The sequence below is a fragment of the Acidobacteriota bacterium genome, from assembly GCA_009861545.1.
Taxonomy (GTDB): Bacteria; Acidobacteriota; Vicinamibacteria; order Vicinamibacterales; family UBA8438; genus WTFV01.
Genome location: VXME01000099.1, coordinates 1 through 22,730, shown reverse-complemented (window position 1 = coordinate 22,730; position 22,730 = coordinate 1). Strand labels below are relative to the sequence as shown.

Annotated in this window: 15 protein-coding genes and 1 pseudogene; 12 read left to right on the top strand and 4 right to left on the bottom strand. The window is 70.3% G+C overall.

The genetic code is table 11. The annotated features are described in order from the left end of the window. Positions 1 to 98: 98 nt before the first annotated feature. Positions 99 to 2,183 carry a tetratricopeptide repeat protein gene (locus F4X11_16230; protein ID MYN66552.1) on the bottom strand — a complete coding sequence of 695 codons (2,085 nt, stop codon included), beginning with the start codon at positions 2,181 to 2,183 and terminating at the stop codon, positions 99 to 101. A 152-nt stretch (positions 2,184 to 2,335) separates the two neighbouring features. Continuing rightward, the gene (locus F4X11_16225; protein MYN66551.1) at positions 2,336 to 3,322 is read right to left on the bottom strand and encodes a hypothetical protein; all 987 of its coding nucleotides are present in this window, start codon (positions 3,320 to 3,322) and stop codon (positions 2,336 to 2,338) included. Between the two features lie 340 nt (positions 3,323 to 3,662). On the opposite strand from F4X11_16225, the gene F4X11_16220 reads away from it, so the two are divergent. From F4X11_16220 to F4X11_16210, 3 genes are all read left to right on the top strand, one after another. Next, on the top strand, positions 3,663 to 5,306 hold the full coding sequence (locus F4X11_16220) for a hypothetical protein (GenBank protein ID MYN66550.1): 1,644 nt from the start codon (positions 3,663 to 3,665) through the stop codon (positions 5,304 to 5,306). 304 nt (positions 5,307 to 5,610) lie between these two features. Beyond that, a complete protein-coding gene (locus F4X11_16215; GenBank protein ID MYN66549.1) occupies positions 5,611 to 7,323 on the top strand; it encodes a PQQ-binding-like beta-propeller repeat protein in 1,713 nt (570 codons plus the stop codon). A gap of 197 nt (positions 7,324 to 7,520) precedes the next feature. Further along, a complete protein-coding gene (locus F4X11_16210; protein ID MYN66548.1) occupies positions 7,521 to 8,225 on the top strand; it encodes a DUF1499 domain-containing protein in 705 nt (234 codons plus the stop codon). A 149-nt stretch (positions 8,226 to 8,374) separates the two neighbouring features. On the opposite strand, the gene F4X11_16205 is transcribed toward F4X11_16210, so the two are convergent. Further along, entirely contained in the window at positions 8,375 to 9,562 is a 1,188-nt protein-coding gene (locus F4X11_16205; protein ID MYN66547.1) for an MBL fold metallo-hydrolase, read from the bottom strand. Here F4X11_16205 and F4X11_16200 point away from each other — a divergent pair. The 8 genes from F4X11_16200 (at position 9,520) to F4X11_16165 (ending at position 21,126) form a co-directional block, all read left to right on the top strand. Beyond that, positions 9,520 to 12,840, top strand: coding sequence for a protease (locus tag F4X11_16200; protein ID MYN66546.1), 3,321 nt, complete (start codon positions 9,520 to 9,522; stop codon positions 12,838 to 12,840). The genes F4X11_16205 and F4X11_16200 overlap by 43 nt on opposite strands. 174 nt (positions 12,841 to 13,014) lie before the next feature. Beyond that, a complete protein-coding gene (locus tag F4X11_16195) occupies positions 13,015 to 15,501 on the top strand; it encodes a DUF1592 domain-containing protein (protein MYN66545.1) in 2,487 nt (828 codons plus the stop codon). Continuing rightward, positions 15,498 to 16,853, top strand: a complete 1,356-nt coding sequence (locus F4X11_16190) for a DUF1552 domain-containing protein (GenBank protein ID MYN66544.1) — start codon at positions 15,498 to 15,500, stop codon at positions 16,851 to 16,853. Before F4X11_16195 ends, F4X11_16190 begins: the two co-directional genes overlap by 4 nt. Then, complete coding sequence (locus tag F4X11_16185) at positions 16,846 to 18,309, top strand: hypothetical protein (GenBank protein ID MYN66543.1); 1,464 nt, start codon at positions 16,846 to 16,848, stop codon at positions 18,307 to 18,309. Before F4X11_16190 ends, F4X11_16185 begins: the two co-directional genes overlap by 8 nt. Positions 18,310 to 18,493: 184 nt before the next feature. Next, positions 18,494 to 19,345: a hypothetical protein gene (locus tag F4X11_16180; GenBank protein ID MYN66542.1), complete on the top strand. Its 852-nt coding sequence runs from the start codon at positions 18,494 to 18,496 to the stop codon at positions 19,343 to 19,345. Beyond that, positions 19,338 to 20,006, top strand: a complete 669-nt coding sequence (locus F4X11_16175; GenBank protein MYN66541.1) for a hypothetical protein — start codon at positions 19,338 to 19,340, stop codon at positions 20,004 to 20,006. The genes F4X11_16180 and F4X11_16175 overlap by 8 nt, the downstream gene beginning before the upstream one ends. Positions 20,007 to 20,383: 377 nt before the next feature. Continuing rightward, positions 20,384 to 20,695, top strand: coding sequence for a hypothetical protein (locus F4X11_16170; protein MYN66540.1), 312 nt, complete (start codon positions 20,384 to 20,386; stop codon positions 20,693 to 20,695). Continuing rightward, positions 20,692 to 21,126, top strand: a complete 435-nt coding sequence (locus F4X11_16165; protein MYN66539.1) for a type II toxin-antitoxin system VapC family toxin — start codon at positions 20,692 to 20,694, stop codon at positions 21,124 to 21,126. Before F4X11_16170 ends, F4X11_16165 begins: the two co-directional genes overlap by 4 nt. 10 nt (positions 21,127 to 21,136) lie before the next feature. On the opposite strand, the gene F4X11_16160 is transcribed toward F4X11_16165, so the two are convergent. Further along, positions 21,137 to 21,625: an N-acetyltransferase family protein gene (locus F4X11_16160; GenBank protein MYN66538.1), complete on the bottom strand. Its 489-nt coding sequence runs from the start codon at positions 21,623 to 21,625 to the stop codon at positions 21,137 to 21,139. Between the two features lie 967 nt (positions 21,626 to 22,592). Here F4X11_16160 and F4X11_16155 point away from each other — a divergent pair. Continuing rightward, positions 22,593 to 22,730, top strand: a pseudogene (locus F4X11_16155) (single-stranded DNA-binding protein).

The window sequence follows — 22,730 nt, the reverse complement described above, 5'->3', positions numbered from 1 at the left end:
GCGTACACGCACGCGAACCGCAGGTCCCCGGCGCCGTCGGAGCTCCAGGTGACCAACGGATCCCGTTGCGAGCGGGCATCGTGCGCGCCGGTGCTCGGTCAGCGCGGGCGCCGGTATCGACGGCCCTCCGAGTACAGGTCCAGCAGTTGCCGGATCGTGGCAGCGAGGTCGCTTCCGCTGTCGTGCGGCAACGCGAGGGCCGCGCGAGCGGTCGCGGCAGCCTCGTCGAAGCGGCCCGCCGCGGCATGGGCCGCCGCGAGCGTGTTGAGCACGCGCGCGTCCCGGCGACTGGTGAGCTGCGCGGCATGTTCGGCAAGGCTCACCGCCTCTTGCACGTCGCGCGGCGTGGGATCCGGGTGGGTCGCCAGAAGCCAGGCGAGCTCGGCGAACGGCTCCGGCGAATCCGGCAGCAGCGCGAGCACCCGCCGGTAGAGCGCGATCGCCTCGGTGAACTCCCCCCGCAGGGTCAGCGTGCTCGCCAGGTTGTAGAGGGCGTCCTCGTCGTCGGGGCGGGCCCGTACCGCCTGCCGAAAGCGGTGGGTCGCCTCGTCCAGCCTGCCCTGCGACCGCAGCGCCGCGCCGAGATTGTTGTGCACCGGCGCGTAGTCGGGATCGAGCCGGAGCGCCCGCTCGAAACGGGCGACGGCTTCGTCGAGCTCTCCCATCCGGAGCAGCGTCGTCCCCACGTTGTACTGCGCGGCGGGAGAGTCGGGCTCCAGGCGCGCCGACTCCCGGAAGTGGGCGAGGGCCTTCGCGACCTCCCCGAACAGCAGGTAGAGGCGGGCCACGTCGTCGTGCACCGTCACCTTGCCGGGCTCGGCGTCGAGGACCGTCTCGAATCCCACGATGTCCTCGGCCATCTCGAGCGGCCGGCGGTCGGCGGCGAGGATCTCGCGGTCGGAATCGCTCCGCGCCAGGACCTGAATCGACAGGTCGCCCATCGTGTTCGACGACCGCGGGCCCCAGGTGACCCGCCGCGGGGGGAAGTGCGGGTTGCGCCGGTTGCCGGCGGAGTTGTCGAACCGGAACTCCATGGTCAGCTCCGTGCTCCTGGGAAGCACGAAGGGCTCGGCGTAGTAGTAGTAATCCTGCCAGGAGGCGTCCCAGTCCCGGATGTAGAGGAGCCAACGGCGCGTCCCGTCGGGAAGCGTCGCCAGCGCCCTGACTTCCTGCGCCAGGTAGTGCGCGTGCGGATGAATGCCGTGCACCTCGACGTCGACCGGGAGCACGTACGCGTCCCGGCTGCGGTAGTCGGTCGCCCCCGGCGGGATGTCGAGATCCTGCTTGCCCAGCCGGATCGTGAACGGGATCTTCGTCGGGGGTTCATCGGTGAAATAGAAGCCGATGCGCGACTGCACGACCTCCGGCTGCCCGCTCGGCATCAGGTGCAGCTCGAGGAGCATGTCGGTGCCCGCGTCCAGGCGCCAGGCCATCCCTTCCGCGACCAGCGGCCGGTCCTGTCCGGGCGTCCAGCCGAGCAGGTGGCCGAAGGGAAACTGTGCGTCGAACGGCGTGACGTCGTCGAAGCCGGGTGCGGGATCGCGCGCGTCGAGCGTGCGGGAGGCCGGCGTCGGGTCGAGCCGCATGTTGGCGTGGTGGATGACCCTGGGGTTCGACGCCCACGTGGAACCCGCGCCCCGGACGGCCGGCTGGAACTCGAGGCCCTCCACGAATCGCGTCTCCTCGATCGGGATCGGAATCGCGAACTTGCGAAAGACATCGTCCCCGTCGGCCTGTAGCAGGAAGGGCTCGGGCATTTCGATCACCAGGTCCGGCTCGCCGAGCCGCCATGCCCCGAACCCTTCCGGCAGCGGCGGAAGGTGGGCAGGGTCGCCCGCAGGCGCGCCGGCATCGACCCACCTGGCAATCAGAGCGATCTGGGCGTCGCTCAACCGCCGGTCGCCGATGAACGGGCCGCCGTATCCCGGCGCCGGCTTCCAGGGCGGCATCGACCGGCTCAGAGTCGCCTGCTTGATGGCGCGGGCCCAGGGCCGGGCGTCGCGGTAGGTCAGGAGGCTGAACGGAGCGGCGGTGCCGGGGCGGTGACAGGTGGCGCAGTGCTCGAAGACGAGCGGTGCGATGTCCCTGTTGAACGTGATGGCGCGGGCGGCGTCCGCCGCCGGGCGGGTTGCGCGCCGCTGCGTCGGGGCCGGCTCCGCAGACGCCGCCAGACTCGTTGCCACGAGTAGTCCGACGACCGTACCGATAGACGCCGGAGCGTACCGTGCTCCGCCGCGGATCGGACCGTCGAACAGCCCAGCCAGCATCGGACGCCAGTCCAGCATCGGACGCCAGTGCGGCAGCCGCTTTGCGGCTGCTACACGACGGTTGCCCGTCAGGGTGAGTCGTCGCCTGCCGCGGCCTCCCTCGCTTCCATCGCGCGCGCACCCGAGAGCGAGCTGGCCATGGAATAGTTGCCTTCGTGACACGCGTACTCGTACAGCGGTTCAGAGGTCCGGTTCATCTGCACCTGTGCGGTCCAGGGGCCCGCCCAGCTCGTCGGATCGTTGACCGTGAACTCGTAGATCAGCGTGTCGGCGCCGGCGCGCGTGAACCGCTCGACCAGGTGCAGGTTGGCGCTCGAGCCCCGCAGGGAGGTCTCGCCGAGAAAGTTCCGCGTCTCGATCACGAGCGTGTCGCCGTCCCAGCTCGCCCGGGAATCGCCGACCCACTGTCGAAGATGCGCCGGCAGGTGCGGGCGGCCGTCCAGGGGAACGATGCGCGCGTTGTGCACCATCTCGTTGAGGATGACCACGTGGTCGGCGGTCTGGAAGAGCTGCACGTTGTTGTTGTAGGCGCTCGGGGTCATCGGCGGCCCGGAGTTGAACCCGAGCAGACACCGCTCCGAGGCGCCGCGGTCTTCGGGGCCGTGGGCGTGCCTCCCGCGCAGGAGGCTGCGCAGCTCCGCCCGCGCCGCTACCTCCGGCCGCACCGCGGGAATGCGTCCGTCCGGCGGATCGATGACCAGCGAGGTCCGCTGCTCGGAGAGCGTATGGCCGTGCTCGAACCAGACACGGACCGAGTAGCCGAGGCGCGCTCCCAGCGGGGCGTCCTCGCGCTCCGACTCGTTGGCGGCGCGCTGCTCCGCGAGCCGCTGCTCCCAGGCGGCGGCTTCCTCCGCCGTCAACGTCGTCTGACCGGCCAGGTCCTCCGGCCGTTCCATCGGCGTGGCGGTCGAGAAGTTCCAGACGCCCTGCAGGTCCGGGTGACCGTCGGGGGTCCGGAACGACGTCTCCTGGCCGGCGGCGCCGGCGGGCAGGAGAGCGACGAGGGCAACCGCCATCGCGGCGGCGCCGGCGGCGTTCGAGAGTCTACGGGTCATGAGCAACCTCCTGGCCACGAGCGGCTGTCACGAACGGCTGGACGCCTCCTGGAGAGAGCCCATTGTAGCAGCCGGCGGTCGTATCACTTGCCATGGCGGGCATGCTTCGACGGGCATGCTTCGACGTGCGGCCGACCACGCCGCGACGAACCGGGTTTCGGTCGTCGCCCTCCGGTCGCCGCCGGACCCGCCGCCGACGCGGGCGCCTGGCGTTTCGCTACGCGCCGCGCTGGTGATAGCACAGGCGAGGGTCGCACTACAATGGGGGCCGCCACCGTTCGTCCGGTCACCACCGGCTGACCGGCCGCCGCCACCGTCCCGTTTCGCTGCGGAGGAGATCATGACCACGCCATGGCCCGTCGATCGTCGAAGATTCCTCGCCGGCAGTGCCGGCGCCCTGGGCGCCGCCGTCTTCGGGCGGCTGCCGCTGGATCTGCTGGCGGAGCAGGGCGCGCCGCCGGAAGCCCGGGATTGGGACGCCGGGCGCGTGCGTCACCTGCTGCCGGCGGTCAACGACTCGCGCGTTCTGCTGAAGGCGTCGTTCGACGGTCCGCTGTCCGGCGCGCCGACGCTGCGGGTCGGAAGCGCCGGCGTCACCGGCCGCATGAACGACACGGCGGGGGAGTACTGGCAGTTCCACGCTACCGGCCTCGACCCGGCGCGCCGCTACGAGCTGTCCCTGACCGCAGCCGACGGGGCCGCGCTGTGCGAGCCGTGGCCGCTGTCGACGTTCCCGTCGCCGGACGCGCGTCCCGAGCGGTTCCGGATGCTCTTCTTCACGTGCGCCGGCGGCCCCGGCGGCACCTACTCCGGCATCGGCGACCGGAGCGGCTTCCTGCCGACCGCCATCCGCAACCGGCTCCTCCGCCGCGCGTTGTCGTTCGAACCGGACGCGGCGATCGCCAACGGCGACCACATCTACTGGGACCTCCACACCTGGCAGGGCGAGAACGCGGGCCAGCTCAGTCCCAGCGGCCGGCAGTCGAACTTCGACTTCTCGGCGTCGGTGTTCGGCGCCAGCAACGAGGCGGCGATGAAGGCGGCGGCCGGCCCGCAGATCGTGCCGGTCTACGGCACGGACTTCCGTTCGACGCCCATCTGCTTCCTGCAGGACGACCACGACCACTGGGAGAACGACGCGGTCACCGACGACATCGCCAACTTCCCGATCCCGTGGTTCCAGCTCCAGCTCGCGCGCGCCACGCAGCAGCTCTACTACCCCGAGTTCCTGCCCGACGCCCGGCGCCCCGCCGGCCTGCCGTGGTCGGGGACGAGCGATCGCGGCGACCTCTCGGAGAGCTTCGGCACGCTGCGTTACGGCAACCTGACCGAGATCCTGCTCTACGACGTGCGACGCACGGTGAGCCTCGCGGGTCGGAACGCGGTGTTCATCGACCGGCAGGTCGAGAACTGGCTGCTCGATCGTACCGCGGCGACCGACACGCGGCACCTGGTCCACGCGCCGTCGAACCCCTTCGGGTGGAGCGCCGGCAAGTGGGGCGAGTGGTACCCGGACGTGCTCGACCGCGACACCGGCGAGTTGACGACGGCCATCGAGAAGGGCTACTGGCAGGAGGGTTGGCTGCGGCAGCACGACCGGCTGGTGGCGGCGATCGCTGCCCAGCAAGAGCGCGTGCCGCTGGTGGTGAGCGGCGACCTGCACGCCATCGGCATGGGCCGGATGCATCGCGCCGGTGCGCTCAACCTCAATGCCCGGCCGGTCACGGCAGTACTCAGCGGCCCCATCGGCACCTCGGTGCGGGGCTTTCCGTCCGTGGTGCGGGGGGTGGGCGCTACGCCGCCCGAGCACCTCGACATGGAGGAATCGGTGGCGCCGATCGAGGACCACGGGTTCACCATTGCCGACTTCCTGCCCGATCGCATCGTGCTGCGCCAGTTCCGGTGGGACGTCGACCGGCAGCCGATCGAGGCCATCGACACGATCGAGGCGTTCCACACGGTCGAGCTGCCCGCGCCCGGCTAGGGCGTCCAGCCGCGGCAGACGGTCGTAGCGGGCCAGCCGAGCGTGACCTCGACCGGCCAGGTCCGACCCGTCGCGCTCGATCAGAGAGTCGCTCTCCCGCCCACGCGCGCCGCGAGGGTCTCCGCCACGCCTGCCATCACCTGGTAGCTCTGGGAGCCGGTCAGACGGATGGCGTCTACTACGGATCTGCCAGATATTTGCGGCAGATCCGTGCCTTGTTGAGGATCTGCCGCATTCGGCGCGGGCAAGCGGTGTGCGACGATTGTCGGGCTATAGTCGGGAACGCAACAGGGGAGGGACGCCGATGACCGCAGCGGAGAGACGGGCGCGGAGTCTGTTGGCGAAGCGGATCGAACGCGCGGCGGGGGCGGCGCTCATCGTGTTCCTCGGCTGCGCCGCGGCGGGTGCCCAGGACCGCGACATCTCGCCGGTCACCGACGAGATGCTGCAGAACCCCGACCCGGCCGACTGGCTGAACTGGCGCCGCACCCTCGACGGCTGGGGCTACAGCCCGCTCGATCAGATCGACCGGGACAACGTCGACCAGTTGCAGCTCGTCTGGGGCTGGCAGCTCGGACCGGGGCTCAGCCAGGCGGCGCCGCTCGTGCACGACGGGGTGATGTTCATCCCCAGTCCGCGCAACATCGTGCAGGCGGTGGACGCGGTGACCGGGGACCGCATCTGGGAGTACAGCCGGGAGTTCGACGCGTCGACGGACTTCCTGGATTCGGTCGGCGCCGGCATGCGGACGCGCTCGATCGCGATCTACGGCGACAAGATCTTCGCCAACACCTCGGACGCCCATATCGTGGCCCTCGACGCGGCCACCGGCGAGGTGGTCTGGGATCACACCGTCGCCGACTACCGCCTGGGGTATCGCTACACGAGCGGCCCTATCGTCGTGAACGGCAACATCGTCTCCGGCATGACCGGCTGCCAGAACTACAAGAACGACGTCTGCTTCATCTCCGCCCATGACCCGGACACCGGTGAGCAGGTGTGGCGCACGTCCACCATCGCGCGCCCCGGCGAGCCGGGGGGCGACACGTGGGGCGACCTGCCGCTGACGTTCCGCGCCGGCGCCGACTCGTGGATTCCGGGCAGCTACGACCCGGAGACGAACCTGACCTACTGGTCGACCTCGCAGGCCAAGCCGTGGGCGCGCGTCTCGCGCAAGACGGACGGCGACGCGCTGTACACGAACAGCGTGCTGGCGCTCGATCCGGCGACCGGCGAGCTGGCGTGGTACTTCCAGTTCGTGCCGGGCGAGACGCACGACCTCGACGACGTCTTCGAGAGCGTGCTCATCGACCACCGCGGGCGGAGGTCGCTGTTCAAGATGGGCAAGCACGGCATCCTCTGGGAGCTCGACCGGGCCACCGGCGCGTTCGTGGCCGCGCACGACCTCGGCTACCAGAACGTCCTGGACGTCGACCCGCAGACCGGCGAGGTGACCTACCGGCCGGAGATGATTCCGGTGGCCGGCGTCGAGCTCGATTTCTGTCCCGACTTCGGCGGCGTCCGCAACTGGCGCGCGAGCGCCTACCACCCGGAGACGCAGGCGCTCTACATCCCGATCCACCCGACCTGCGTGACGGGCATGTTCACCGAGCTGGAGCAGGTCGAGGGGAACGACTACTACGCCGACCGCGGCTGGTTCTCCCGCGGGAGCCGGGTGCACCCGGACAGCGGTGAGCATGCGGGACACCTCATCGCAATGGACATCGACAGCGGCGAGATCGTCTGGCGCCACTCGACGGCCACGCGTCCGGGCGGGGCGGCCCTGACCACAGCCGGCGGCCTGGTGGTGAGCGCCGACACGGACCGCAACCTGTTCGTCCACGATGTGGAGACCGGCGAGGTGCTGTTCCGGACACGCCTGCCCGGCTCGGTGCAGGGCTTCCCGATCACCTACGCGGTCGACGGCCGGCAGTACCTGGCGGCGCCGGTCGGAGGCGGCCGGGCGAACGCGGTCTACGTGTTCGCCCTCCCGGAACGTGCCGTCTCGGCCCGTTGAGCGGGACCGGAGCCGCAAGTGCCCGCCACGGAGGGAAGAGTCGTCACGCGCCGCCGGAGTTGTACAAGGGGAAGAGACATGCACGGGAGAATCATCGCCGGCTTGCCGGCAGTCGCACTGGTCCAGCACCTCCAGCGTTGCGCGATCGAGCACGTGGATGTGCAGGAGTTCACGTTCATCGGCATGGCGTCGACGCGATGAGGGTGGCACGCTGGGCGACGTGGGGTGCGGCGGCCGGCACCGTCGCCGTCATCGCCGCTCCGCTCGGATACCGCATCGGCATCGCGCCGCTCGGGCCGGCGTTCTTGCTGCTGGCCGGCGGCGTGCTGCTCATCGCCGTCAGCGCGGGAGTCCTCGGCGCGCGGATGGCGCGCGAAACGGGGCCCAAGGGTTGGACAGCCCGGTCGGCTCTGGTTGCGGCGGTGGCGGTGGGCGCCGTTCCGGTGGCGACGCTGGTCTCGTCGCTGGGCGCACCGCCGATCCACGACGTCACGACCGACACCGAGGATCCGCCGTCGTTCGTCGCGGCCGTCGCGCTGAACACGCCGGGGCGTACCGACTACGGCGGCCCGGGCCTCGCCGAGCGGCAGCGGGCCGCCTATCCGGGCCTGAGCCCCGCGATTCTGTCGGTAGCGCCGGCCGACGCGTTCCGCCGGGCTCTGGCGGTCGTGCGGCGGATGGACTGGGAGGTCCTGGCGACGGATCCGGACACGTTCCGGATCGAGGCGACGGATCGCACGTTCTGGTTCGGGTTCCACGACGACATCGTGATCCGGGTCGCGGCGGCCGGCGAGGGCGGCAGCCGGGTCGACGTGCGCTCGCTGTCGCGCGTGGGTGTCGGCGACCTCGGGGTCAATGCCCGTCGCGTGAGGGAGTTCCTGGATGCGCTGAGCGAGGAGTAGGAGCCTGTCGTGAACGCCGCCTGGCAGCCGGAGCGGCGAGGCGCCTCCCCCCGGGCAAGGCGCGACGAAGGGCATGCCCGGCTCCCTCGCGACGGCGCGGGGCCGCCCGGCTCCCGCCGGACAGCCCCGCTCGCCGTGCTCGACCGGACTCAGTTCCCTTTGAGCTCGTCGACGATCACCTGGACGCTGTTCGTCAGGCCGGCCGGCGCCGGGGCGCGGTACCCCTCGTAGCCCTCCGGCATCGTCCAGCCGGCCACGATCTCGTCGACGCTCCGGCCCGCGGCGTGCCCGGCCCGCACGGCGGACAGGAAGTCGCGGTTGAACGCCGCGTACTCGTGCAGGTCGCTCCACGTCATCTGGGTGCTGTGCCCGGTGATGATGGTGTCGACGCCCGGGATGTTGTCGTGCGCCTTCTGCAGGCTGTCCGGAATGTCCACGCCGCTGCCGCCGTTGTTGGCGTCGAGGAAGGGCAGGTTCTTGCCCGGGAAGATGTCGCCGGAATGCAGCGTCCCGTGCACGGGAAAGACGATCCACGCGTCGCCGCCCGTGTGTCCCCGCCCGAAGTGGTAGAGGTCGACCCGGTCGTCGCCGGTCCCGATCGACATGCGTTCCGAGAAGGTCTGCGTCGGCAGCCCGCGGCCCATCGAGTCGGCGAAGACGTTGGCCGGCGGCTCCGTGCGGCCGCTGTAGGCCCGCATCACCTGCATGTTGGCCGCGGTGACCTCGTGGGTGACGATGTCGACGTTGGCCGGGAACGCGACGTTGCCGCTCACGTGGTCATGGTGGCTGTGGGTGTTGACGAGGGTGGTCACCGGGTTGTCGGTGAGCTCCCCGATCGCGTCGAGGATCGACTGGCCCCAGCCGGGGTTCTTGGAGTCGACGACGACGACCCCGCCGCTGGTGACGAAGACCGCCGTGTTGCCGCCGCCCCCCTGCCCGCGCAGGACGTACAGGTTGTCCTCGAGCTGCTCGACCTCGATGACCATGGCGTCCTGCGCGCCGACGATCCCGAGCGACAGGACGCCGGCGCCGAGCACCGCCGCCAGAACGATGATGCGTTTCATGTTTTCCCTCCCCATGGATTCGGTAGGGCGCCATGCTAGCAGAGGAGCCGTGGCCGGGGAACACCACTCCATCGGCCGTCCCGCCGGCGCGGGCGGCTCGGCGGTGCCGAGCGTTTGCAACACCGCGGCGGCCGTGGTCGTATAGGGGAAAGGGTGCGAGCGGCGCGGTGCCCCGGGGACCCGCACGCCACGCTTCATCGACGATCCCGCGAGACAGACGGAGTCGAACCATGTTCCACCGCGAAGCCACGCCTCCAGGCCGCCTGACGGCATTCCTCGCCTTCCTTTGCACGGCGGCCGTTGCGACACCTTCAGCCGTGCAGGCCCAGGGCACCCGCTTCCTGCGGCAACCGGACGTCAGCTCGTCGCACGTCGTCTTCGTGCACGCCAACGATCTGTGGATCGTGGGGCGTGCGGGCGGCAACGCCGTCCGGCTGACCAGCTCGGAGGGGGCCGAGACCGATCCGGCGTTCAGTGCCGACGGGCGGTGGATCGCGTTCTCCGGACAGTACGGCGGCAACACCGACGTCTACGTGATGCCCGCCGCGGGCGGACAGCCGGAACGGCTCACGTGGCATCCGGCTTCGGACGTCGTCCAGGGCTGGACCCCGGAGGGAGCGGTCCTCTTCCAGTCGGGCCGGGACGCGTTGCCCACGAAGCTCTCGAAGTTCTACACCGTTCCCCGCTCGGGCGGGCTGCCGGCGCCACTCCCGCTGCCGCAGGCGTACCTGGGGGAGATGTCCGCGGACGGCGGCCACATCGCCTACCAGGAGACCGTGTACTACGACCCCGAGTGGCGGAACTACCGGGGCGGTCAGGCACAGCCGGTGAGCATCGTGTCCACGTCCACCTGGGAGCGCGCGACGGCACCCTGGGAAGGCGAGCGCCACATGCATCCCGTGTGGATGGACGGGCTCGTCTACTACCTGTCCGAGCGCGACTGGGCCGGCAACGTCTGGTCGTTCGACCCGCGCACGGGAGCGGAGCGGCAGCTCACCCGCCACGCGGACTTCGACGTGAAGTCGCTGGGCGCGGGCGCCGGCGTCGTGGTGTACGAGCAGGCGGGGTACCTGCACGAGCTCGATCCGGCGTCGGGCTGCACCCGAAAGCTGGAGATTCATGTCGCAGGCGACATGAACTGGTCGCGGCCGCGGTGGGAGGAGGTCCCCCCGACGCGGTTCCAGAACATCGGTCTGTCGCCGACGGGGAGACGCGCGCTCTTCGAGTGGCGCGGAGAGCTCTTCAGCGTGCCCGCGAAGGAAGGTTCCTGGCGCAACCTGACCCGCAGCCCCGGGGTGGCGGACCGGCATCCGGCATGGTCGCCCGACGGCTCGCGCATCGCGTGGTTCAGCGACGCCGGAGGCGAGTACGGCCTGGTCATCGCCGAGCAGGACGGGTCGAACCCGCGCCGCATCGAGATCCCCGATCCGACGTTCTACTTCCGGCCCGAGTGGTCGCCCGACGGCACGAAGCTAGCGTTCACGGATACGCACTACCGCGTGCTCGTCCTGGATGTCGAGTCAGGCGGCGTGGAGCACGTCGACACCGACCTCTACGCCCACCCGCAACGCTCGCTGAACCCGGTCTGGTCTCCCGATTCGAGGTGGATCGCATACGCGCGCCGCCTCGACAACCAGTTGCGGGCCATCTTCATCCACGACACCGAAGCGCGGGAGACGCACCAACTCACCGACGGGACGGTCGACGCGATCGCTCCCGTTTGGGACGGGTCGGGGAAGTACCTCTACTTCCTGGCGTCGGCCGACTACGCTCTCAATACGGGCTGGCTCGACATGACCTCCTACGACCGTCCGGTGACCCGGACCCTGTACCTGGCGCTGCTGTCCGCAGGAGAGCCTTCCCCGTTCCTGCCCCGCAGCGACGAGGAGGAAGTTGCGGCGGAAGGGGAGTCGGAGGAGTCGGAGGAAGAGGAGGGCGAGGAGGCACAGGAAGACGAGGCGCCGGCGGACGTAGAGATCGACTTCGAGGGGATGGATCGGCGCATGGTGGGTGCGCCGGGACTACCGGCGAAGGACTACAGAGGGCTGGTTCCCGGCCCGAGCGGCTCGGTCTTCGTGACCCGGGTCGGCGGGGAAGCGGGCGATGCGACGCTCCTGAAGTACACGGTCGCGGACCGCGCGGCGGAGGATTTCCTCACGCTGGTTCACGCCGGAGGTCCGCGCGTGACGCCGGGAACCGAAATCGCCGCCTCGCATGATCGGAAGCACCTGCTCTACCGGTCCGGCTCCAACTGGCGCGTGGTCGGCACCGAGCAGCCGCCGGGGGACGGCGACGGACGGCTCGAGCTGGGCGGCATGCGGGTGCGCGTCGAGCCGAGGGCCGAGTATGTCCAGATGCTGCGCGACGGCTGGCGCTTCATGCGCGACTTCCTGTACGTCGACAACCAGCACGGGGCGCCCTGGAACGACGTGTGGGAGTGGTACGCCGCGTGGCTTCCCGACGTGCGTCACCGCGCGGACTTCAACCACCTGCTGGACATGCTCTCGGGAGAGATCGCGGTCGGCCATTCCTACGTGTTCGGCGGCGACTATCCCGACCTGGAGAATCCGCACACCGGGTTGCTCGGCGCGGACCTGGAGGAAGCCGACGGGCTCTATCGCCTCGCGCGCATCTACGCGGGCGACGCGTGGTGGCCTGGCACGACCGGCCCGCTCTCAATGCCGGGGCTGGAGGTCGCCGAGGGCGACTACCTGCTGGCCATCGATGGAGTCGAGCTGCGTCCGCCGACGAATCCCTACCGCCTGCTGGAGGGTACGGCGGGGCGGACGATCACGGTGACCGTCTCGTCGTCGCCTTCCGCGGAGCAAGCACGGGACATCGTCGTCGAGCCGATCGCGAACGAGTCCTTCCAGCGCATGTGGGCATGGGTCGCGGCGAACCAGGCACGTGTGGACGAGCTGAGCGGAGGACGACTCGCCTACGTCTGGCTCCCGAACACCTCTCGGAACGGGTACGAGTTCTTCAACCGCATGTATTACGCGCAGAAGGATCGCGAGGGCGCGGTCATCGACGAGCGCAACAACGGCGGCGGCTCGGCCGCGGACTACATCGTCGACATGCTGGACCGCGAGCTGACCGGCTATTTCAATTCGCCCGGCGCCGGCCGCAAGCCCTGGACCCAGCCGATGGCGGGGCTCTTCGGGCCGAAGGTGATGATCATCAACGAGAGCGCCGGCTCCGGGGGAGACCTGCTGCCTTACCTGTTCCGCTTCCGGGGCATCGGCCCCCTCGTCGGTACGAGGACGTGGGGCGGGCTGGTCGGGTCGTGGGACACGCCCCCGCTGGTCGACGGCGGCTTCTTCGTTGCCCCCCGCGGCGGTTTTTTCGACGTCGACGGCAAGTGGGCCGTGGAGGGCGAGGGCGTCGCACCGGACATCGAGGTCCGCAACGACCCGGCCCCGGTGATCGCGGGTGGCGACCCGCAGTTGGAGGCGGCCGTCCGCGAAGCGTTGCGGTTGCTGGAGACGGAGAAGGTCGAGCTCAAGGAGGAGCCCGCGCCGCCGGTGCGGTGGCGGAGGCCGAGCCGATAGGGGCTGCCGCCAGACCGTATCGCTAGAATGCCGTGGTGGCTTCCAGGCTCCTCGACTGGCTCCGTCAGGCGAAGGACTCCGACGATGCCATCGTTTGCGCCGAACGACTCATCGGCTCGGTAGATTGACACCCTCCGAAAGTTCCCCGGATACTACGGGGGTCTCACTGGATTCATGCCCTCACAAGGAACGTCCGCCCCTGTGTCCGGGTGTCTCGCGATGCTGCTTGGCGGCACGCTGGCCGTCTTCGCAGTCGCGGCAGTTCCGGCCCGGGCGGCAGGGCCCGCGCCCTCCGGTTCGGCGACTGCCGCGCACGTGCAGGACGCCCTTGCGGAGGGCTGGCAGCGGGCACTTCTCGACCGCTACTGCGTCGCCTGTCACAACGAACGGCTGCGCACCGCCGACCTCACCCTGGACACCCACGACGTGACCCGCATCGCCGATGCGCCGGACGTCTGGGAGACCGTGGTCCGCAAGTTGCGGGCCGGCGCGATGCCGCCCCTGCCGCGTCCGCGGCCGGACGCGGCGACCTACGACCGGTTCGTCGGCTGGCTGGAAGCCGAGCTCGACCGGGCCGCGGACGCCGATCCGAATCCGGGACGGACCGAGGCGTTCCATCGCCTGAACCGGACGGAGTACCACCACGCGGTCCGTGACCTGCTCGATTTGGAGGTCGACGTCGCCGAGCTGCTGCCGGCCGACGGGGCCAGCTACGGGTTCGACAACATCGCCGGCGTGCTCGGCGTGTCGCCGACGCTGCTGGAGCGTTACCTTGCCGCCGCACGCAAAATCAGCCGGGTGGCGGTCGGGCGTCCAGCGCCGTCGGCTACCGCCGAGGTCTTTCGTCTCGCGAGCGACCTGCCGCAGGACGACTGGGTGGCGGGCATGCCCTTCGGCACCCGGGGCGGCGGCGCGTTCCGGCACGTGTTCCCGGAGGACGCCGACTATGCCTTCCGCATCCGCCTGGCCCGCAACGCCGGCGACAACCTGGCCGTGTTCGAGACGCCGCACACGCTGGAGGTGAGCCTGGACGGCGCGCTGGTTCGTACTTTCGCCGTCGGCGGCCCGCCGCCGTCGGATGCACCGCGCGACAGCGACGAGTACCGCGCCTGGCGCGACCGGCAGCGGACCATCGACGGCGACTGGGAGTTCCGCCTCCCGGTCAAGGCGGGGCCGCACGAGCTGCGCGTGACGTTCGTGCGGAAGACCGCGGCCTATCCGGAGACGTTGCGCCAGCCGTACCTGCGGCCGTACACCAGCATCACCGGCGGCGATACGCGCGTGCAGCCGTACCTCGGCAGCGTGACCGTCACCGGGCCGTTAGCCGCCAGCGGCGGGCCGCCGGGGGAGGAGCCGCCGAGCCGCCGGCGCATCTTCGTCTGCCGCCCGGCCGGCGCCACGGACGCCGATCGCACCGAGTGTGCCGGCAGGATCCTGTCGAACCTCGCGCGCCGCGCCTACCGCCGGCCGGTTACGGACGCCGATCTGGACGTTCTGCTCGGGTTCTTCCAGGAAGGCCGGCGGGAGGGCGGCTTCGACGCCGGCATCGAGATGGCCCTGCGCTGGCTCCTCGCCAGTCCGGAGTTCGTGCTGCGGGTCGAGCGGGACCCCGTCGGCGTCGCGCCGGGGACGAACTACGCCATCAGCGACCTGGAGCTGGCGTCGAGGCTGTCGTTCTTCCTCTGGAGCAGCATCCCGGACGACGAGCTGCTCGACCTCGCCGCGGCCCGCCGCCTGCGCGACCCGGCGGTGCTGGAGCAGCAGGTCCGCCGCATGTTGGCCGACGAGCGGGCGCGCGCCCTGGTTACGAGCTTCGCCAGCCAGTGGCTCTACCTGCGGAACGTGCCGGCCGTCGTGCCCGATGAGGACCGCTTTCCCGACGTCGGCGAGGGGCTGCGGCAGGCGATGCGGCGCGAGACCGAGCTGTTCGTCGAGAGCGTCTTCCGTGAAGACCGCAACGTGCTCGACCTGCTGACCGCGGACTACACGTTCGTCAACGAGCGCCTCGCCCGTCACTACGGCATGCCGCGCATCTACGGCAGCCACTTCCGGCGGGTGCCGGTGGCGAACGCGGCGCGGCGGGGCCTGCTGGGCCACGCCAGCATCCTCGCGGTCACGTCGTACCCGAACCGGACGTCGCCCGTGCTGCGGGGCAAGTGGGTGCTGGAGAACCTGCTCGGGACGCCGCCCGCGCTGCCGCCTCCCGACGTGCCGGCGCTGGAGGAGACGACCGACAGTGGGGAAGCGCTGTCGATGCGCGAGGCGACCGAGCGGCACCGGGCGAACCCGGTGTGCGCGAGCTGCCACCGGCTGATGGACCCGCCGGGATTCGCGCTGGAGCAGTTCGACGCGGTCGGGCGCTTCCGTACCCGCACTGCCGCCAACACGCCTATCGACGCCACCGGCGAACTGCCCGACGGCACGCGTTTCGACGGCGCCGCGGGGTTGCGCCGGGCCCTGGCGGCCAATCCGGAGCGCTTCGTCGGCACCCTCACCGAGAAACTGATGACCTACGCGCTCGGTCGCGGCCTGGAGCACTACGACGCGCCGGCGACCCGCGCCATCGTGCGCAAGGCTGCGGAGAACGACTACCGGTTCTCGTCGCTCATCGTCGGGATCGTCGAGAGCATGCCGTTCAGGATGAGGAGAGCGGAATCATGATCATCACCAGGAAGACGCTGCCGCGGCGCACGTTCCTCCGCGGCGCCGGGGCTGCGCTTGCGCTGCCGATGCTGGATGCGATGGCGCCGGCGCTGACCGGGATCGGCGCAGTGCGTGCGGCGGAGCCGGTGCGCCGGCTGGGCTGGGTCTATCTGCCGAACGGCATGGCGATGGAGTCGTGGACGCCGGCGGCGAAGACCGCGCTGGAGCTGTCGCCCACGCTCAGCCCGCTCGGCGACTACCGCGACCGGATGGTGGTGCTCAGCGGGCTGGCCCAGGGGCAGGCCGAGGCGCTCGGCGACGGCAACGGCGAGCACACGCGGGCGACGGCGACCTGGCTGAACGGCGTCCACCCGAAGGAGACCGAGGGGGCCGACGTGCGGGCGGGGATGACCGCCGATCAGATCGCGGCGGCGCAGCTCGGCCGGACGACGCCGCTGCCGTCGCTGGAGCTGGCCATCGACCGCGACTTCCTGGTGGGCAACTGCGAGAACGGCTATAGCTGCATCTACATGAACACCATCGCGTGGCGCGATTCGACGACGCCGCTGCCGATGGAGAACAACCCGCGCGTCGTCTTCGAGCGGCTCTTCGGCGAGGGCGGCTCCACGGCCGAGCGGCGGGCGCAGTTCCGCAAGGACCGCAGCATCCTGGACGCCATCACCGACGACCTCGCGCGGCTGCGGCGGGAGGTCGGCGCGGGCGACCGGGCGCGGGTGACGCAGTACCTCGACGCGGTGCGCGCCATCGAGCGGCGCATCCAGCTCTCCGAGCAGAGCGACACCGAACTGCCGGAGCTGGCCCGGCCGATCGGCATCCCGGAAGCCTATCCCGAGCACGTCGGCCTGATGTTCGACCTGACGGCGCTGGCCTGGCAGGCGGACATCACCCGGGTGTTCACCTTCATGCTGGGCCGCGAGCTGAACGGCCGCGCCTATCCGGAGATCGGCATTCCGGAGTCGCACCACGGCATCTCGCATCACCGCTACGACCCGCTGAAGCTGGCCCAGCTCGCGAAGATCAACACGTATCACGTCACGCTCTTCCGAGGCTTCCTGGAGACGCTGGCCTCGACGCCGGACGGTGACGGCTCGCTGCTCGACCACTCGCTGCTGCTGTACGGGGCGTCGCTGAGCGACAGCAACAAGCACCTGCACTACGACCTGCCGCTGATGCTGGTCGGCGGCAGCGGCGGACACCTGAAGGGCGGGCGGCACCTCGTGTATCCGCGGGACACGCCGATGACGAACCTGCTCGTCAGCCAGCTCGACAAGGCCGGCGTGCGGCTCGACGACGGGCTCGGCGACAGCACGGGGCGGCTGAAGGAGCTGGCGCGGTTGGCGGATGTGTAGAGTCGAGTGTGCGTGGTGTCGGCATCATGCGTATCGACGTTCGGGGGCTTCCGTGAATGGTAGAGTGCCGCTGCCTCGGCGGTCGGGCGCCGAGCCGGGCTCTTTCTGCGGGTTCTTGCGTTTCCGCGTGGTCCCGATGGTCGCGCTGGTGGTCGGTGTCGTCGGCGTGCCCGTGTCCGCCGCGGGACAGGCGGCGGACGATGCCACGGCGCTGCACTGGGCGGCCCACGAGGGAGATGCGGCGACCGTCGAGCTTCTTCTGAATGCCGGCGGGGAAGTCGATGCCGCGACACGTCACGGGGTGACTCCGCTGGCCCTGGCGTCCGCCCGCGGCCATGCGGCGGTGGTGGAGACACTGCTGGATGGCGGTGCGGACCCGACCGGCACTTCACCACAGGGCGAGACCCCGCTGATGGTCGCGGCCAGAACCGGAGTCGTCGACAGTGTCGAGGCGCTGTTGCGGCACGGCGCCGGGGCAGGGGTCGACGCGCGGGAGGGGTGGCGCGGCCAGACTGCCTTGATGTGGGCCGCGGCCGAAGGCCACGCGGCGGTCGTCGCGCCACTCGCGGCGGCGGGAGCGGGCGTCGACGCGCGCTCCGACGGCGGATTCACGCCGCTCGCGTTCGCCGTGCGCGCCGGCCACGGCGACACGGTCGAGGCGCTGGTGAAGGCCGGGGCCGACGTCGATCTCGCCCTGCCCGACGGCACGAGCCCATTGCACCTGGCGGTCATCAACGCGCGGTACGACGTGGCGCTGCAACTCCTGGAACAGGGCGCCAATCCCGCCGCGGCCGAGCCGGGCTGGACGCCGCTGCACCAGCTCGTCTGGACCCGCCGCCCGAACCGGCACTACAACAATCCCGCCGCGTTTCCGACCGGCACCGTAACCGACCTGGAGCTGGCCCGCGCGCTCGTCGCCCACGGGGCGGACGTCGACGCCCGCCAGACCGCGGAGCCCCGCGACGGCTACCGCAACATGCTGAACCGAAGCGGCGCCACGCCGTTCCTGCTCGCCGCCAAGGCGGTCGACCTGCGGATGATGCGCCTGCTGCTGGAGCTGGGCGCCGACCCGCTGCTGGAGAACGAGGACGGCACCACCGCGCTGCTCGTCGCCGCGGGCGTCGGCATCTGGTCGGCGAGCGAGAGCCCCGGCAGCGCCGAGGAAGCGCTCGAGGCCGTCAAGCTGATGGTCGAGCTCGGCGATTCGGTCACCGCCGTCGACGACAACGGCGACGCGGCGCTACACGGCGCCGTCATGCGCGGCTCGCCGGAGCTGGTCCTCTACCTGCTGGAGCACGGCGCCGCGCTCAATCCGGTCAACGAGCGCGGCTGGACGCCCCTGACCATCGCCCAAGGCATCTTCTACGCCAACCTCGGGCGGCGTTGGCCGGACATGGAGGCGCTGCTGCTCGGGCTCGGCGCCACGTCACCCACGGCCCCCGAGCCTCCGCGGTAACCTCGATGGAGGACGCTTCGGAGCGATCGAGCCCTCCGGATCGCTTCCGTACGCGTGGGCTGACTCTGCCCAGTGAACGCACGTTGAATGTGATCCGTACCGCATGGCGGTACGCGCTGGTCGTCGTCAGCGTCCTCGTCGTCGTCGTTCCCTTCGGCTATGCGGCCTCCGGCGACTACCCGGCATGACCACTGTTCAGGTCCTTGCCGACCTGCCTCCCTCCCTGCAGGGCCCGGCGCGGACACTGCCGACGGCCATGGCCCTCACGATGGCTCTGGTCGACGGTTTCGGCGAACCGCACCTGCAGGGCTATCGTGACGCGATTCGAGAGACGTGCATCGTAAGTTTGCTGTTCACGGGGCTGGCGTTCGTGCCCGGAAACAGCGCGTTGTTCGTAGCCCCCTGGTTTCTGATGCCCTCGACCGCCGTCATTGCCGGGTTCTTCAGCCGGACGGCCGGCGGGAGACGCTACGTCCGGCCCCCGGTCTGGCTGATTGCCTTGACTCTGGTGATGATGGTCCTGCTCGGCCTGCTGCTGATGCTGGAGGAACAACCCGGCATTCAATCCGCAGCGCGGACGGTGTTGGCGGACACCATCGCTGTGCCGGTCGCCGTCTTTCTTTGTGCGCGGGCCGTCGCCGTGTGGCTCCATCCGCGCCTGCTGGTCTACAGTCAGCTCGTCGCCTACCTGCGCGTGATGTGGGTGCCTGTCGGCAGCTTCGCGATCGGCTACTTGGCCATCATCGTCCTCTTCGCCGGGTTCTACGGCATGCTGGCGCACTTCAGCCCCGGGGCCTTCACCGGTGTCGCCGAAGACGCGGGGATCATGGCATGGGTGTCGTTCGCCTTCTTCACTGGTGTGGGACGCGACTTCACGAGCATCGTTCCGGTCTCGGCCGGCGCGCGGCCGCTGGTGGGCGCACAGTTGATCCCCTCCATTGGCTGGGCGTTGGTGGTGTTCGCGGCCGTGATGGCGCACATCCAGCCGCAACTCGAGAGGATCGCGCGTCGCGATGCGGAGCGGGATGGTGAGTGAAGTAGCTGCCGCGGACTCGACGGGGCGCACGGCGCTGCGTTGGTTCGCGGGCGGACTGGTCGCCGCACCTCTCGGCATCCTGCCGCACGAGATCGGCCACTTTCTCGTCCTGCTTGCACTCGGGGTTCCCGATCTCACGCTCCACTTCGTGGGGGTCACGTGGGATCTGGAGGAGTTCTGGCTTGCTGTCTGGCGTGAGGACTACGCGACCGCCGCCACTATCGCACCGCTCTGGGGGGTGGCGCTCTCGGACGCCGCCGGCCCGCTGGCCACCTACGTACTCGTGCTCGCGTGCTGCTACGGCTGCGCGACCTGGCGTCCGCACCCGGCGCTCGTTGCTGTCGCGTACTTCGCTCAGGCCCGCATCAACGTCGCAACGCAGTACGCGTGGCGACGCTTGTTCAACAGCGAGTTGCCGAGCGACCTCGAGGCAATGGCGGCCGGCGCGAATTTCGACGAGTTGCGGGTCGCCATACTGACCGGCGTCCCGGTCCCCCTGCTTGTTGGATTCGCCCTCGTGTTCCTCGCCGCCACCGGCGCGTGGCTGCTTCGCTACCTGCCGCGCGGCAGACGGATCGTGGCGGCCGTGTCCATGGTGGTCGGGATGATTGTCAGTCTGGTGGCATACGCCGGCTACGTCGGCCCGTGGCTGCTGCCATAGGCTGCGCGGTGATCGTCGAGAGAACATCGTGCCCGTTGTGCAACTCGATCCCGGTCGTTCGCGGTTCTTGGCAGCGAGCCGAGTGGTCCGGCGATCGTGCCGGATATCAACCTGCTGGTCTACGCCTACAATGGCGGCGCACCGGACCACGAAGCGGCCAAGCGCTGGCGGGAAGGCTTGGTGAACGGCTCGCAGCGAGTCGGTGTGCCCTGGATCGTCGCAACCGGCTTTCGTCCGACTGATGACGCACCTGCGGGCGCTGACGGCGCCCGTCTCGCCGACCGACCCGATCGCGCTTGGTTTCCGGTACGCTCACGACTCCCAAGGGTATCCATATCCCAATTGACACATTTCAACTGACTCACTACAATTTACACATGCGCAGGACGCATAAGGTCCAGGTCACGCTCGACGAACGGCAGTACGCCGCCGTGTCACGCATTTCACGCGCAGGCCGGCGGAAGCTGGCCGCAGTCGTGAGAGAGGCGGTCGAGCGGTACTGCGTCGCACCCGAAGCGCGGCGGCGGCGGCTGGATGCGATCGAAGCGCTCTACGCCATGGAGCCCGCGCCCGCGCCAACCGACCTGGAACAGTGGGAGAGAGACTACGGCAACCTCAAGACGGGACTCGCGACCGGTTGCGCCCCTCGCTCCGAGGGTGACGGCGTCGGGACACGTAAACGGCGATGACCGGGGTAGAGGCTCTCTTCGTCGACGCCAACGTCTTCATGTACCTGGCCGGCAGCGATCCGGTCCTCCGCACGCGATGCCGGGAAGCCCTCCGCGCGGCGGACGAGCAGGAGATGGCGCTCGTGACCAGCGCGGAGGTGTTGCAGGAGATTCTCCATCGGTACTCCGCGCTGGATCGCCCCGACGACGCCCGAGTGGTCTACGACTCGGCGACCGCCATCTGCTCGGACATCGTGCCCATCACGGAGCGGGAAACGGAACGTGCGCTCGAGCTGCTCCTGCGGCACTCGCGCCTGCCGGCGCGCGATGCCCTGCACGTAGCGACCATGGAGACCAACGGTATCCACCGGATTCTCTCGGCGGACCGGCACTTCGACCGACTGGAAGCAGTGGAGCGCGTCGACCCGGCCGACCTGGCCCGGCCGGCATAGCCTTCGGGACTCACAGCATCAACTGCGTGTGCTCGACGTCGAGCCAGCGGCCGAACTTGTAGCCGACCTCCTTCAGCACGCCGACCGTCCTGAAGCCGAGCGCGCGCTGCAGGGCCAGGCTGGCCTCGGCCTCGGTGCAGGCGCCGCCAATCAGGGTGCGGTGACCGAGTGAACGCGCCCGTTCGACGAGGTCCGCCAGCAGCGCTCGCCCGATGCCCCGGCGATGCCGCTCCGGGTGGACGTAGACCGAACCCTCGACCGAACGCCGGTACGCCTCGCGCGGTCGCCACGGCGAGAGGTACGCGAATCCGGCGGCCGTGCCATCGACTTGCGCCACTGTCACCGGATGGAGGTCGGTGCGGTCGCGGAACCACGCCGCGTACTCCTCCGCGGTGCGCGGCTCGAGATGGAACGTGCACGTCGACGTCGCGATGTAGTGGTTCATGACCGCGGCGATGAAGGGCAGGTCCGCCGCAGCGGCCAGCCGAATGGTGATCATCCCGGTTTCCGGCATTGTCGCCACTCCTCGCGGGTTGAAGACCCGCGTGCCGAGATCATCATTGCATCGACTGGCGGGTCACGACACATCACGAGGGTGACGCTGGTACCATCCGTCCGAGCCCATGCCCCTCATCCAGCTCGAATCGGATCGTCCCTGGCCGTCAGCGGCGAGGCACGCGTTCTGGCGATCCCTGCAGGCGGCGGCCGGGATCCTCGTCGTCGTGCCGTTCGGCTACGCGATCACGCCCGTGCACGACTCGGTCATGATGGCGGCGGGCGCAGGCTTCGCCGTGGGCGTCGGCCTCAGTCTGCGGATGGGCGATCACGGCGGCCGGCCGGCCGGCATCCTGATCGGCTCGGTCGTCGGCGTCATCATCGCGTTCCTGGCCGGACTCCTGCCGCGCGGCGCGGGGTTCCTGTTCGTGATCGGGCCGTCCCTGCCCTTCACCGTCGGCCTGTGCGACGGGCTCGGGGCGTCGCGCACGCAGGGCTACCGCGATGCGACCCTGGAGTCCGTCACGATCGCCGCATTGTTGGGGCTGGGCCTGCTTCCTGCACCTGTCCGCTGGGGCGCAATCATGATCGCCCTGGCCTGCGTGCCGACGACGGCGCTCGTGGCGGGCTTCTTCAGTCACGATCGGGAAGGACGGCGCCACGGTCGGCCGCCGGTGCTGCTGATCGTCGCAGTCCTCGCCGAGATGGGGATCGCGGCGGGTGTCGGGATGCTCGAAGGGTCGAATCTGGAGACCACGCTCCTGTTGCTGCCGACCATGCTGCTGCTGCTGCCCGCTGCGGCCTTCCTGTCCGCCCGCGCGGCGGCGGCGTGGCTGCGGCCGCGACTCCAGGTCTACCTGCAGCTCGCGGAGTATCTCCGCGTGATGTGGATACCGATTGGCGGGTTCGCAGCCGGCTACATGGCGATCATCCTCGTGTTCGCCGGGTTCTGCGGCATGCTCGAGCGCTTCAGCCCGGGGTCGTTCGCGGGCGCGGGGGGGGGGGGGGGGGGGGGCGGGGGGGAGGGAGGGGGGGGGGTGTGGGGGGGCCCGGGGGGGCCCCGCCACAGCACACAGCCCACCCCGGCGGCCGGGGCGCGGGGGGGGGGG

Bases quoted from the DNA above. Each gene is read 5' to 3' on its own strand.
- F4X11_16165 (MYN66539.1), top strand. From the start codon at position 20,692: ATGACCGGGGTAGAGGCTCTCTTCGTCGACGCCAACGTCTTCATGTAC.
- F4X11_16210 (MYN66548.1), top strand. From the start codon at position 7,521: ATGAGGGTGGCACGCTGGGCGACGTGGGGTGCGGCGGCCGGCACCGTC.
- F4X11_16225 (MYN66551.1), bottom strand. From the start codon at position 3,322: ATGACCCGTAGACTCTCGAACGCCGCCGGCGCCGCCGCGATGGCGGTT.
- F4X11_16215 (MYN66549.1), top strand. From the start codon at position 5,611: ATGACCGCAGCGGAGAGACGGGCGCGGAGTCTGTTGGCGAAGCGGATC.
- F4X11_16170 (MYN66540.1), top strand. From the start codon at position 20,384: ATGCGCAGGACGCATAAGGTCCAGGTCACGCTCGACGAACGGCAGTAC.
- F4X11_16190 (MYN66544.1), top strand. From the start codon at position 15,498: ATGATCATCACCAGGAAGACGCTGCCGCGGCGCACGTTCCTCCGCGGC.
- F4X11_16195 (MYN66545.1), top strand. From the start codon at position 13,015: ATGCCCTCACAAGGAACGTCCGCCCCTGTGTCCGGGTGTCTCGCGATG.
- F4X11_16200 (MYN66546.1), top strand. From the start codon at position 9,520: ATGTTCCACCGCGAAGCCACGCCTCCAGGCCGCCTGACGGCATTCCTC.
- F4X11_16180 (MYN66542.1), top strand. From the start codon at position 18,494: ATGACCACTGTTCAGGTCCTTGCCGACCTGCCTCCCTCCCTGCAGGGC.
- F4X11_16160 (MYN66538.1), bottom strand. From the start codon at position 21,625: ATGATCACCATTCGGCTGGCCGCTGCGGCGGACCTGCCCTTCATCGCC.
- F4X11_16185 (MYN66543.1), top strand. From the start codon at position 16,846: ATGTGTAGAGTCGAGTGTGCGTGGTGTCGGCATCATGCGTATCGACGT.
- F4X11_16205 (MYN66547.1), bottom strand. From the start codon at position 9,562: ATGCCGTCAGGCGGCCTGGAGGCGTGGCTTCGCGGTGGAACATGGTTC.
- F4X11_16220 (MYN66550.1), top strand. From the start codon at position 3,663: ATGACCACGCCATGGCCCGTCGATCGTCGAAGATTCCTCGCCGGCAGT.